Consider the following 12,222-nt stretch of genomic DNA (forward strand, 5'->3'; position numbering starts at 1 on the left):
CCGTTTCCCGATATCCGTCGTAATCGCTCAACTTCCGGACTCCATGCACCTTGTCCAGGGATGCGAGGCGGCGCCGACCACGGCCCCGGCCATGCCGAACGGTACGGAAACGAAAAAGAGCGGGACGCCGAGCCCGTATCCCGCCCATTGCATCAATATACTCTCGCGCTCCTGTCCGGCATGGACCAGACGAACCGCCGGGTCCATCGGGAACATGCCGTATTCACTGCCGAGGCTGGCGCTCTCCCCGATCGTGCGGCAACGCGCGTCGCTCGCGGCCGGCATCAGGATCAGCGTCAGCAACAGCAACAACACGCTCATTTTCATTGCCTACCTCCTCTGGCCAAGACCTGATCCATAGGGCGAGGAAGCCGGCAGCGCGAACGGGCAACCATTCGATCGTTCCGGTTGGTCTGCCTTGGACCGGTGCTCGATCACGTCGAGAAGCCGGTCATAGGCGGCTCTGAACGACTGCAGCCCCTCATCCAACAACCGATCGGTCAGCTCCTTCAAAGAGATTCCCGCCCGCTGGAGTTCCGTCAACGTGTTGTTTGCCTCCTCAATCCCTTCGGTCAGCCGAAATTCCGGGTGCCCGTGATCACGAAAGGCCTCCAAGGTTGCGGGCGGAACCGTGCTGACCGTCTCGGGACCGATGAGTTCCTCCAGGTACAGCACATCGCGATAACGGGGATTCTTCGTGCCGGTACTCGCCCAGAGCACCCGTTGGGGCATGGCGCCTCGTGCAGCCAGCGCGTCCCATCGCGGACCGGAGAACAGGGTCCGATAGCGCTGGTAAATCAGCTTGGCATTCGCCACGGCCACCTTTCCTTGAAGGCTTTTCAAGAGGATCTGGTCCGCTTCTCTCGTGGCGGTCTTCAGGCGCGCGTCGATGGAGGCGTCCGCCGCCGTGTCCAGGCGGCTGACGAACACGCTGGCGACGCTGGCCACGCTGCCGACATCGCCGCCCCGCTCTCCCAGTTGCTCGAAGCCCAGCAGGCAAGCCTCGGCCACGCGCGCATAGGCGTCCTGAGAGAAAATGAGGGTCACATTGACATTGATCCCCCGGCTGAGCAACTGCACGATGGCCGGGATGCCTTCCGGCGTGGCGGGCACCTTGATCATCAGGTTGTCGCGTCCGACGGCATCCCACAATCGTCGTGCCTCGTCGACGGTGCCCCTGGTGTCTCGGGCCAGATAGGGCGAGATCTCCAAGCTCACGTAGCCGTCGCGCCGCTTCGTTCGCGCATAGACCGGCTGCAGGAGGTCGGCCGCGCTTTGGATATCCTCGATGGCCAGCCGCTCGTAGCAGGCCTTCGCGTCCAGGCCGCACTCCCTCCTAAATGTATGGAGGTCCGCGGCGTAGTCGGCGCCGCCCGTGATGGCCTTCTCAAAGATCGCCGGGTTGGAAGTCACGCCACCAAGCCCATCTTCGGTGATCAAATGCTGAAGCCTGCCGGAAGCGATCAAGCTCCGATCGATCGAGTCCAGCCAGACGGATTGGCCGAATATCCGAAGGGCGCGAACGGGATTGAGGATCTTGACGTTCGAGACTCTCATCGGGCCACCTCCTTGGAAATGATTCGTGCAGTAACATGATTGGCCTGCTTCCTTCGCCATGCGTTCAAGCGCGCCGGCCGAACACGAGCGTCTCCGTGCCTTCTCATTTGCGCCCTCCTGGTGAGCCGCTTCTCTTCCCGCCCTGTCAGACGCTCTGGCCGGTTCTCGTGTGCTCCACGAACTGTTCCGTGGCCTCATCGAGGTTGCGCCCATGCCGCCCGCGGGCCGGGTGGATATACAGGAGCGGCCTGGAGGCGGCGTCGGCGCGGGATTGAGGCAGGGCCATTTCGTATCGGACCGGCTGCGCATGGTCGGACAGTTGCAGCGCCGGGTTGTAGACGCTATGGAATTTCCAGAGCATCTTGACGAAGTTGGTTTGGCCTCGCAGCACGTGCCCGGCGGCGATCTTGGCCGTGGATTTGAGCGCGGCCCAGCCCAGATGCTTATTGTTGAGAATCCGCTGGGTCTTGACCAATTCGTCGTAGAACTCGGGGAGCGGCAGCCTCGTCGGCAAGACCGCATGTTGAATGTCAAACAGCCGGTAGTCCCGCGTCTGAATCTTCCGGGATTCCGTCACCCAGCTTTCCGTGCCCGGATAGGGCGTATTGACGCTGATGTTGACGATCTCCGGAATCTCCAGGCACCACTGGCGGATGGCCTCGAACCGCCGGCGATCCCAATCCGGATCGGCGATCAGGTTGATCGCGACCGTAATGCCCAGCGAGCGGGCGAATTCCAAGGCCTCGAAGTTTTTCCCCAACGAGATGCGCTTGCGATGTCTCTTGAGCCCCTCCTCGTCGATCGCTTCGACGCCCAGAAACATGTATCTGAGCCCGAGCCGCTTCCAGAATCGGAAGACCTCCTTGTTCCGGAGGAGCACATCGCCGCGCGTCTCCAGGTAGTACTGTTTGCCGATTCCTTTCCTGGCGATCGCTTCTCCGATCGCCATCCCATGCTCGGCCTGGATGAAGGCCACGTCATCGACGATGAAGATCCCCGGCTCCTTGACCCGCTCGAGATCCTCGATGATCCGGTCCGTGCTGAGCGCGCGGTAACTGCGTCCATAGAAGGTCCAGGCGCTGCAAAAGGAACAGTCCCAGGGACAGCCGCGGGTGAACTCGATCGAGGCGCAGGGGTCCAGGACGCCGATGAAGTACTTGCGCCGATGCCGGAGCAGATCACGGGCCGGCTGGACGGCATCCAAGCTCGTGACGAACCGCGGGGGAGGCCCTTCGCCGGCCATCGTCACGCAGCCCGGCAGGCTCGAGACCGCATGGCGGTCCTGCTCGAACGCCGACAGCAAACTCGCCACCACGCTTTCGCCTTCTCCCTTGACGACGCAATCGATCGCGCCCTGGCCGTGGTCGAGCAGCTCCCGGGCGACGAACGAGGCGCTATGGCCGCCGACAAAGACGGCGGTCCGGGGCAGCCGCGCTTTCGCGAGCTTGGCGAGGTCGATGACCTCCGGCACGTTCGGCAGGTAGTTGCAGGAGAAGCCGACGGCGTCCGGCCGCCACTCCTCGATCAGCCGCACATAATCCTGCTGGGTCTCCACCTGCAGATCGATCAGCCGCACATCATGACCCGCCGCTCGAATCGCTTGCGCGACCAGCTCCAACCCCAATGGCTCCAGGCGCAGATAGATCTTGGTGTACATCAGCGGACCGGGATGAACGGCCAGGACTTTCATCTGCTGACCACCCTTTCGTTCATGCACACAGTTTGTTGGAGGCGTCCAATGCGGCCACCTTGTAACATTCCGCCAACGTGGGATAGTTGAACACGGTCCGCAGGAAATACTGGAGTCCCCCTCCCAATTCCAGGACGGCCTGGCCGATATGGATCAGTTCCGTGGCGCCGGTCCCGACAGCGTGGACGCCCAGCAACCGCTGATCCTCGCGATGGACCAGCAGCTTCAGAAACCCGCTGTCGTCCCCGAGAATCTGTCCCCGTGCGATTTCCCGATATCGCGCAATGCCGGTCTCGTAGGGGATCTTGTTCTGCGTCAGCTCATGTTCCGGCGCGCCGATCGCGGAGATCTCGGGGAGGGCGTAGATGCCGATCGGCAGGTGCTCGATCATCGGCCCCGCCTCCACGCCGAACGCATAACAGGCCGCCAGCCGTCCTTGCGAGAACGAGGTCGAGGCCAGGCTTGGAAAGCCGATGACATCGCCGACCGCGTAGATATGCGGCACCGCCGTGCGGAACTGCCGATCGACTGCCAACCGTCCGCGATCGTCCGGGCTGAGCCCCGCCGACGCGAGGTTGAGCCGCCCAGTGGCGCCGATCCGCCCGACCGAATAGAGAACGTGATCCGCGACGATCCGTTTCCCCGATTCCAGATGGAGCACGGCTTGCCGCGGCTCTCCCGCGGCGACGTCCAGCCGCTCGACGGCTTCGCCCAATCGAAAGGTCACGCGCCGGCCTCGCATCTGGTGCATGAGTTCATCGACGCTCTCGCGGTCCAGAAACTCCAGGAGCCGGTCCCGCTTGTCCACCAGCATCACCTCGACGTTCAATGCGGCAAACATCGACGCATACTCGATCCCGATGATGCCCCCGCCGACGACCGCGAGCTTTTTGGGCAGGCGCCTCAAACGCAGCAGGTCATCGCTGGTGAGAATGACGTCGCCATCCACAGGCACGCCGGGGGGCAAGGCCGGGGTCGTGCCCACCGCAATCAAGATGTTGGCGGCGGTCACGGTGCGCCGGCCTTCTTCGGAGACCACCGCCAGCGTGTGGGGATCGACAAACGAGGCCTCTCCCCTGATCAACTCGACCCCGTTCCGATACAGTTGCTGCTCGATGACCTGGGACTCTCGTTGAGTGACCAGTCCCACGCCCTGGAAGAGTTCTTCTACAGAGGGGCGGCGCGTCCCCTCGAGTCCGGTGCGAACGGCTGTGCCGGGGCGCAGCAGACCGTTGTGGTTGGCGAGGGAACAGACGGCTTCGCGGAACGTCTTGCTCGGGATGGTTCCGGTGTCCAGACAGATGCCTCCCAGGCAACGGCGTTTTTCCACGAGCGCGGTTCGTTTGCCGAGCTTGGCCGCCTGGATCGCGGCTCGCTGCCCGGCCGGGCCGCTGCCGATGCACAAGAGGTCAACGTCGTAGCCTGTGCTCACGACAGCCGGAGCCTCCACCGCCACATTGTCCGCATGGGCTCCGCCGCGAGCCTCCGTTGGGTCGCGGGAAGGGACCGAGCTGTGGAGTCCATCATTCCGAAGAAGTGGGAATGGGCGCTTGCATCCGCTGCCATAAGACCGGCCTCTCCTCTTTCATGTGTGTGAGCCTCCGGCGGGCTTCAACCGCATAATAAGCGGCGCCCGGCTCGTGCTGCGTTCTTGCCACCGAACCGAAGAGTTCCTCGCTTAAATCGGACCGTCCCGCCCATTGAGCCACGTGACCGCCGTGGAGCGCGCAGGCCGCCACCATTGATTGAGGGTCAACCGCCAGCCGCGACGGGAGCGTTGCCATGAGAGACCGTATCGCAGCAGGCAGCAGCCTCGGGGCATGGTGTTGCATAGTCTCAGCCTCCGCGAGATCGGTCAGGTGCCGAAGATCCGCGCGGATCTCGTCCGGTTCTAAGCTTGAGCGGCAATGGCTGTAAGTTCTCCATGCCTCCATGAACTGGGCGTTGCCGAGCTGCAGGTGAGAGCTGGCGAACCGCCACGAACTGTGACAACCGCCTAACCCTGCGAGGCTCATGAAGAACAGGAACCCAAGGATTCCAGCCCGATATCGCATTCCCTGTCGAGGTGCTTGATCGATCACGTTCCTACCCACGGCTGAGTCCTGTCCGGGTCCGCCCGCTCGTACGGGAAGACTGAAGAGGGCTACGTAGTTCTTGATGAGACGGTTCGCAAACTCGATGTCGGGCAAGACTTGCAGGGCGATCATCCGAGCGCGGTGCGGGATTACAAAGACTTGGACGGCGAGACTCATCGCGTGAGTGGGAGAGGAGTCCGTCGAGATGAACCGTGTGCCGTGGAGGATCACGATATATCACGAAGCACCGTGGCCGGGCACGGTCGATGGCCTCTCGATCACTTTCCGATGACGTCGCAGCGACCCTGTCCGGCTGCCTGTTCCGGGCCCTGTCGCAGATCGACGGTGACGCGATGCCCTGGAGACTTCAAGCATAGGGTGATGGCGACGATGAACCGGAGACATCAGCACGAACTCGATGTTGAGAACCTTGCACTGAAAGGAGCGTGCCAGAGCCATGCGCGAGCAGGCGACGAGGCCGTGAACGTTGGAGATTCAGCCTGTTGGTGGGATTTCGGGCGACGGGCCTCTGCATGAGCCGCAAGCGAAAGACCGCCGAGTGTGAGCAATGACGATGAGCGAGCCGTGCAGAATCGCTCAGCTTGCGCTGGTGTGCTACCAAGAAAGAGATCGATGGCAGCGAGGCGATAGGAGAGAAAAAAGGGTGTGGCGGCAATGAACAGAGAACGAACGCTGGACGCTACAGCGTCAGATTAAAGCGGCAGACCTTTGCCGCCGCCTCGAAATCTCCGGCCGGGGCTTCCATCGGGACAATCACCCGGCTGCGCTCGGCCGGAGGAACGCGGCGGAGAATGTAGTCGTCCTCTTGGTGCGGATCGCCGGCAAAGTACATCTGCGTCGTCAGGTCCCGGCCGTTGGGCGCGCGGACTTTGAAGTGGATGTGCGACGGCCTGATCCAGCCGCGATCCGCCTCGTACTCGCCCGGCTTGATGGTCTTGAAGAGATAGCGCCCCTCCCGGTCCGTCACGGCCTTCCCCCAATATTGGAAGTAGGGATCGAGCGGGGCCGGATTCCCCGCGTCTCGAGGGTGGTGGTAGCGGCCGTTGGCCGAGGCCTGCCAGATCTCGACTAGCGCCCCTTCGATGGGACGGCAATGGCTGTCTCGGAGGTGGCCGGTGACATAGAGTAGTTGTCCGGTCGCCCTTCCGGATTTGCCATTTACGAAAGTCAAATCGCCGTCCTTGTCTAAGAGGGCGTCAAGCTGCCGCTGCGGAGGATAGTAAGGTCCTTCCGTCTGTGGCGGCGTAAGCAGACAGGCGAGCTCGTCGGCGCGGGAGAGAGCTGGGGCCAGCAGCCAGAGTCCGACTGAACCCAAGCTGGTGAAGACGAAGCGACGCCTGGTGAGAGCCTCGACCATGGCCAATCATTGTACCAAGGACGATCTGGGCGAAACAGCCGAGCGACAAGGTGACCCGTCATCACGACATGCTGAAACGTATCTAACGTATCTGTAGACAATAGGGCGATAAGATCTATGATCTCACCGGGTGACGTCGACAGGAGAGGCATCGGCGATCATGCTATGCAGCCCGAATAGGCTATCGCAGGCTCGATAGTTAACCGGCACGAGGCATTTGCGCTATACTAGGGGCCACAATCTGAGGTGCTCCTATGAAAGAACTCACACGGATTACCACGGACCCGCAGGTGATGGGCGGCAAGCCCTGCATCCGCGGGCTCCGCGTGACGGTTGGAACCGTTGTTGGTCTTGTGGCTGCCGGCCATTCCAAAGAAGACATTCTGAAGCTCTATCCCTACCTCGAGGAACCAGACATCGCTGAGGCGCTGTCCTACGCCGCATGGCGTGCTGAAGAGATCGAAGTCCCCCTCACGCGAGCGTGAAGGTCCTTGTCGACATGAACCTGTCTCCATCCTGGGTATCCGCCCTTGAAGCTCATGGCTTCCCATCGAAACACTGGTCGTCTGTCGGCGACGGTCGAGCGTCGGATGCTGTGGTCCTCAGGTGGGCACACGAGAACAAGTACGTGCTGTTCACCAACGATTTGGATTTTGGAGCGATCTTGGCGATTTCGCGAGCCGCGGCACCAAGTGTCATTCAAGTTCGTGCACAGGACCTCGCGCCTATGCGCCTAAAGGATCTCGTCGTTCAAGCCCTGCGACAATACGAGGCAATCCTTCAACAGGGAGCGCTGATCACCATAGAAGAAGCTCGACTTCGCGCGCGTATCCTGCCGCTCAATCCATAGTTATCCTATCCGCGTCAGGATAGACGTCTTAGAAAAGCACGGGCGTATCAGATAAGAATGGTTACGACGATGCTTAGGAATGATTACGACTATGCTCCCTAAGGTGGTCCGTCCGTGTGCGGTGAATGTAATCAGGATAACCCTGGTGCTTACGTTCGTCGCGATTATAGCGGCCTGTGCTGGGGTGCGTTTTCCTAGCGACCCGCTCCTTGAGGCAGCCCGTGTTGGTAAGACAGCGAAAGTTAGGGCTCTTATCGAGGCAGGGGTTGATGTCAATACGAAAGGCGAGGATGGCGAGACGGCGTTGATGTGGGCCGTTGGTTGGGGCCAGTTGGAGACTGTGCGGGTGCTGCTGGAAAAGGGGGCCGATGTCAATGTTAAAGATAAGCACGGGTTCACAGCCCTGATGCTTGCTACCGATTCGCTCCCGACATCTGTAGCCATAACACAGGCTCTTCTTGATAAAGGAGCTGAGGTTAACGCTCGGTCTCATTATGGAGATACAGCTTTGATGTTCGCTTCAGTGGCAAACTCTGTCGAGGTCGTGCGGCTCTTGCTGGAACATGGTGCCGATGTCAACGGGAGGACCGCCGATGGAAAGACAGCTCTTAGCGGCGCGAGACATTTTGGCCATAAGCAGGTCATTGCCCTTCTTCAAGAATACGGAGCCAAGGACTAACTCATTCAACATGGTCGCGCTGGTAGGTGCTGCAGTCATCCGGCTGGACGGGATGGGTCCGGAGGGCGGCGATACCGCGAGAATAGGTCTATCGAACAGCCGCTCGGGCTGCCTCCGGCGACGGCATCGCGCCCCGGCGCGGCCTGAGAGAAGCCGGAGGCCAAGAGCACAGGCTCCAAAATGCGAGACCTTGGACCAATGCATGATGCTGCCGTCCGGAGCGGTCCACCCATGGTCGGCCGGAATTGTCGATGAGATGGGGAAACGTCACCCAATTTCAAAATTGCGGCCTGAATGGCAGTTCCCTGTGCTTATGAGCCCAGGCAATTGATGGGTGGAAAGGCTGAGCCGCCGAAGAGGTTGCTGCGCAAGCCCCACCAATCTTGGATGACGGTGTTGTAAAGGCTTCGGTAATCCACCCTGTGCCTCAGGTCTCCCGCTTGCAAATCCGCGAGCGGCGGTTGTGATCCGTAGAGTCCGCCCTTGACGCGGCCGCCCATGAAGAAGTGCGGCGCCGCCGTCCCATGGTCCGTCCCCTGGCTGCCGTTCTCGGCGACACGCCGGCCGAACTCCGAATAGGTCATCACGAGCAGCCGGTCCCACAAGCCTTCCTGGAGCAGGCTGGCGCGAAAGGCGGTCAAAGCCTCGGCCAGCTCCTGAAGCAGTCGCTGGTGCTGGTTGAGCTGGCCTGCGTGGGTATCGAAACTGCCGTGCGTGACCTTGATGACCGCCGCCGGCACGCGGGCGCTCATGAGCGTCGCGGCGATCTCCAGTTGTTTGCCGATCCTGGTCGCGGGAAACGGTGCGGAAAACGGCGCCGCCTGCTTCAAGCGCCGCTCCAAATCTCCTGAGGCGCGAGCGATCTCCCGTTGGACTTCGAGGATATGGGCCAGGGCGCGATTGGTCGTGAGCCGGTCCACGGGCCGGACCAACTCCGCCTGCCGGAGAAACTGCGCTGGGTCCTGAAGCGTGACGATCCTGCTGTGCCCGCCGGCCAAGGGACCGGCCTCACCTCGGCCGAGCACGATGCCCTCCGCGGTGAAACTCTCCGGGAGCGGATGCCGGGCAAAGAGCCTCGCCAGCCAGCCTTCATCGAGGGTCTGCTCGCTGTCCGATCCGGTCTCCCAGATTTCAATCGAACGGAAGTGCGACCGGTTCGGGCTGTCATAGCCCACGCCTGCGACCACGGCGAGTTCCTTAGCCTCCCAGAGCGGCATCAACGGTTCCAAGGCCGGATGCAATCCCAACTCCGGCGTGAGCTGTTTGACCTGCTCGCGCGGGATGGCGAGTCGCGGGCGGACTTGATAATAGCGTGGGTCTCCGTAGGGAATGACGGTATTCAGGCCGTCATTGCCGCCATGCAGTTCGAGCAACAGCAGGGTCCGTTGCCATGCCTCCCGGTTTGATCTGTCTGCGCCGTTGGCTGCGGCCCAGCTCCGCTGAAGCCAGGAAGGGGCGAGGAAGACCAAGGGAATCGCGCCCAAGGCTTTCAGAAATTCGCGTCGATTCATGCGGCGCCTCATGTCACCTTCATTTCAACTGATAGGCCGGATCAAGCACCAACTGACGGACGACCTGTCGGCGGTCTTCTCCCGGATCAAGTAGTCGCACCGGTGGAATCGGGAGCAGCGTGACCTGAAGGATCTCCTCCGGCTCGGTGGCGAGCCAGTCGGCCATGCCGTTTCCATCACCCATATCCCCTCCCATGCCCATGCTCTCCCCATGCCTGTGCCCCACTTCATGCCCGCGAATGCTCTGTTGCAGCATGTGCCATCGGGCCGGGAGCGTCGCGGTGGTGATCCACCTGACGCCGCCGGGCCACCCTTTCACATTGGGCGGATCGAACAGGTCCTGCCCGAGGCGGCGTCCCGCCCGCACGAGCGAGATCTGGTCCGGGAGGGGAAGGTTGAAGAGCCGCATCGTGCCGACCAGCAACTCGACCGGAGATTTGATGAGGATGCCACGGTTCTCGCTCGCCCAGAACTGCGGCGTCGTCAGGAGGGCCTGGAGCAGCGTCTTGATACGGTAGTCGCTGCGACGGAAGAGGTCGGCGAGGCGTTCGGTCTCCTGTGGATCGGGCTGGTCGGACACGAACTCCTTCCAGAGCTTCTGCGTGAGGTGGACGGCAACATGAGACTGTTCCAAGGTCATGCGCAACACATCGTCGCCCATGAAGGGGCCGGTGCGGCCGAACAGGCGCTTGATCCCGTGATCGTGCCTCGCTTGATTCATGCGGAAAGTGCCGGTCCGCCGATCCACGTGCCAGCCGGTGAAACAGCGCGCCGCCTCCTTGATGTCCTGCTCGCTGTAGCGGCCCTCGCCGAGCGTAAACAACTCAAATAGCTCGCGCGCGAAATTTTCGTTGGGCCGGTCTTTCTGATTCTGCTGGGTGTCGAGGTACAGCAGCATGGCCGGGTCCTTGGCGACGGCCGACAGCAGTTCCCGAAAGGATCCCAGTGCCTGGGAGCGAAACAGCACGTTCTGCCGATAGAGAAACGGCGGCCATTTGACCTTTTGGAAGCTGGACGTGAAGTGGTTGTGCCAGAAGAGGGTCATCCGCTCGGTCAGTGGGGAGGGAGTGGCGAGCAGTTCCCGATACCACCAGGCCTTGAGTTCGAGGCTCTCTTCTTTTCGCTCTTCGCGAAAGGCTTTCTTTTCGGCCTGGCCCATCTGTTTGCGCTCGGCCGGCGCGGGCGGAAGCCGATTGATCCAAGCCGGGGATGCCGTCACGGCTCTGGTGGTCGCTTGGTCGAGTAGCTTGGCGACGGCCTGGTTCCGATCCCAGGCGCTCCATTGGCGGATCTCATCCGGCGTGCCACCGAATCCGGTTCGGGCCAACAGATGGCGGGCGTCCTCAAAGGTCATGGCCATGGAAAGCGATACGGCGGTTGGTCGAAGAGGTTCTTTTGGTCACAAGGGCTGTGCGAGCAACCTTCGGTGACCGGCTCAAACGGTTAGCTGGACTGACGCAGCATCGCCTCGACGATCCGGTGCTCCGCCCAGTGACCGTCCTCTTCCGGATGCCGCCTTTGCACAAAGGCGCAATGGCCCCCGTGTCGGGTGGCGAGAACCCTGATTTGAGGATTCCCCCGCACCGCCTCCGTCTCGAAAATCGAGAAGGGCACGAAGGGGTCGTCGCAGGAGGTGATGATCAGGGTCGGCACACGAATGTTGGACGCCACGTGCCTGGCGCCGGCCCGATCGTAGTATTCCTCCGCGCTGGAAAAGCCGGCGTCCGGCGCCGTGTACAGGTGATCGAACTGCCGCAGCCGGGAGATGCGGGCGAGCGGGGCCGTGCTGTAGCGGCCGGGAAACAGCTTGGCCTTGTGATGGATCCTGGCCTTCAGCCGGATGACGAAGTGCTGCTCATAGATCCAATTGGCGCGCCGCTCCAACGCTTGGACGCAGGCCTCCGGGTCGATCACCGGGCATACCCCGAATACCCCTCGAAGCGCCGGCATGGTCGTTCCCGCTTCGCCGGCCATCTTGAGCACCAGATTGCCTCCCATGGACCAGCCGACGGCCCAGAGCTGCTCCAGCCCGTCCTGCTCGGCGAGTTCCATAAGGACGGCACGGATGTCGCCGCTCAACGAACTGTTGTACAGCGTCGGGGTCAGGTGCTCGGTCTCGCAACAATTCCGCTGGTTCAGGCGAATGACGTTCATGCCAGCCCTATAGGCCTTGGCGGCAAACCCCTGCATATATTGGGATTCGCTGCACCCTTCGAGGCCGTGCAACAGGACCACGGTATGGGCGGTCGAGCGACGGGGCTGCCAATGGCAGAACCCGAGCACCTGACTGTCTTCCGCCACCCGAAAGAGACGGGGTTCGATCGGCAGGCCCCGGAGCAGCCCTCGCCTGGGAAAGAGACGCGGGAACAGCGTCATCGCGTGTCGGTTGCGGAGGAGAGGGTGGGGGGTGAACGACCACGCTTCGATACCCATAGGGCTGTGTGTAGCCTAAGAGAGAACCGCCCCTCTTGCAAGCGGCCGC

The 12,222-nt window shown here is 62.0% G+C and carries 11 protein-coding genes; 3 read left to right on the forward strand and 8 right to left on the reverse strand.

Annotated features, from left to right (window positions below):
• Positions 1-27: 27 nt before the first annotated feature.
• From QWI75_RS05850 to QWI75_RS05870, 5 genes are all read right to left on the reverse strand, one after another.
• Positions 28-327 carry a hypothetical protein gene (locus tag QWI75_RS05850; RefSeq protein WP_289267758.1) on the reverse strand — a complete coding sequence of 100 codons (300 nt, stop codon included), beginning with the start codon at positions 325-327 and terminating at the stop codon, positions 28-30.
• Between the two features lie 3 nt (positions 328-330).
• Positions 331-1,557: a transaldolase gene (gene tal / locus QWI75_RS05855; RefSeq protein ID WP_289267759.1), complete on the reverse strand. Its 1,227-nt coding sequence runs from the start codon at positions 1,555-1,557 to the stop codon at positions 331-333.
• 145 nt (positions 1,558-1,702) lie between these two features.
• Complete coding sequence (gene hpnR, locus QWI75_RS05860; RefSeq protein WP_289267760.1) at positions 1,703-3,247, reverse strand: hopanoid C-3 methylase HpnR; 1,545 nt, start codon at positions 3,245-3,247, stop codon at positions 1,703-1,705.
• Between the two features lie 19 nt (positions 3,248-3,266).
• Entirely contained in the window at positions 3,267-4,697 is a 1,431-nt protein-coding gene (gene sthA, locus QWI75_RS05865) for a Si-specific NAD(P)(+) transhydrogenase (RefSeq protein WP_289267761.1), read from the reverse strand.
• A gap of 1,325 nt (positions 4,698-6,022) precedes the next feature.
• Entirely contained in the window at positions 6,023-6,700 is a 678-nt protein-coding gene (locus QWI75_RS05870; RefSeq protein WP_289267762.1) for a dioxygenase family protein, read from the reverse strand.
• A 254-nt stretch (positions 6,701-6,954) separates the two neighbouring features.
• On the opposite strand from QWI75_RS05870, the gene QWI75_RS05875 reads away from it, so the two are divergent.
• The 3 genes from QWI75_RS05875 to QWI75_RS05885 all read left to right on the forward strand — a co-directional run bounded on the left by QWI75_RS05875 (position 6,955) and on the right by QWI75_RS05885 (position 8,229).
• The gene (locus tag QWI75_RS05875; protein ID WP_289267763.1) at positions 6,955-7,185 is read left to right on the forward strand and encodes a DUF433 domain-containing protein; all 231 of its coding nucleotides are present in this window, start codon (positions 6,955-6,957) and stop codon (positions 7,183-7,185) included.
• Complete coding sequence (locus QWI75_RS05880) at positions 7,182-7,550, forward strand: DUF5615 family PIN-like protein (protein ID WP_289267764.1); 369 nt, start codon at positions 7,182-7,184, stop codon at positions 7,548-7,550. The genes QWI75_RS05875 and QWI75_RS05880 overlap by 4 nt, the downstream gene beginning before the upstream one ends.
• A gap of 91 nt (positions 7,551-7,641) precedes the next feature.
• Positions 7,642-8,229: an ankyrin repeat domain-containing protein gene (locus tag QWI75_RS05885; protein WP_289267765.1), complete on the forward strand. Its 588-nt coding sequence runs from the start codon at positions 7,642-7,644 to the stop codon at positions 8,227-8,229.
• Positions 8,230-8,540: 311 nt separating this feature from the next.
• On the opposite strand, the gene QWI75_RS05890 is transcribed toward QWI75_RS05885, so the two are convergent.
• From QWI75_RS05890 to QWI75_RS05900, 3 genes are all read right to left on the reverse strand, one after another.
• A complete protein-coding gene (locus QWI75_RS05890; RefSeq protein ID WP_289267766.1) occupies positions 8,541-9,740 on the reverse strand; it encodes a DUF1501 domain-containing protein in 1,200 nt (399 codons plus the stop codon).
• Between the two features lie 19 nt (positions 9,741-9,759).
• Positions 9,760-11,100, reverse strand: a complete 1,341-nt coding sequence (locus tag QWI75_RS05895) for a DUF1800 domain-containing protein (protein WP_289267767.1) — start codon at positions 11,098-11,100, stop codon at positions 9,760-9,762.
• An 83-nt stretch (positions 11,101-11,183) separates the two neighbouring features.
• Positions 11,184-12,116 (reverse strand): YheT family hydrolase, encoded by a 933-nt coding sequence (locus tag QWI75_RS05900; protein ID WP_289267768.1) that lies wholly within the window; start codon positions 12,114-12,116, stop codon positions 11,184-11,186.
• Between the last annotated feature and the right edge of the window lie 106 nt (positions 12,117-12,222).

Source organism: Nitrospira tepida, from assembly GCF_947241125.1.
Classification (GTDB): Bacteria; Nitrospirota; Nitrospiria; order Nitrospirales; family Nitrospiraceae; genus Nitrospira_G; species Nitrospira_G tepida.

Bases quoted from the DNA above. Each gene is read 5' to 3' on its own strand.
- QWI75_RS05850 (WP_289267758.1), bottom strand. From the start codon at position 327: ATGAAAATGAGCGTGTTGTTGCTGTTGCTGACGCTGATCCTGATGCCG.
- tal (WP_289267759.1), bottom strand. From the start codon at position 1,557: ATGAGAGTCTCGAACGTCAAGATCCTCAATCCCGTTCGCGCCCTTCGG.
- hpnR (WP_289267760.1), bottom strand. From the start codon at position 3,247: ATGAAAGTCCTGGCCGTTCATCCCGGTCCGCTGATGTACACCAAGATC.
- QWI75_RS05870 (WP_289267762.1), bottom strand. From the start codon at position 6,700: ATGGTCGAGGCTCTCACCAGGCGTCGCTTCGTCTTCACCAGCTTGGGT.
- QWI75_RS05875 (WP_289267763.1), top strand. From the start codon at position 6,955: ATGAAAGAACTCACACGGATTACCACGGACCCGCAGGTGATGGGCGGC.
- QWI75_RS05885 (WP_289267765.1), top strand. From the start codon at position 7,642: ATGCTCCCTAAGGTGGTCCGTCCGTGTGCGGTGAATGTAATCAGGATA.
- QWI75_RS05890 (WP_289267766.1), bottom strand. From the start codon at position 9,740: ATGAATCGACGCGAATTTCTGAAAGCCTTGGGCGCGATTCCCTTGGTC.
- QWI75_RS05895 (WP_289267767.1), bottom strand. From the start codon at position 11,100: ATGGCCATGACCTTTGAGGACGCCCGCCATCTGTTGGCCCGAACCGGA.
- QWI75_RS05900 (WP_289267768.1), bottom strand. From the start codon at position 12,116: ATGACGCTGTTCCCGCGTCTCTTTCCCAGGCGAGGGCTGCTCCGGGGC.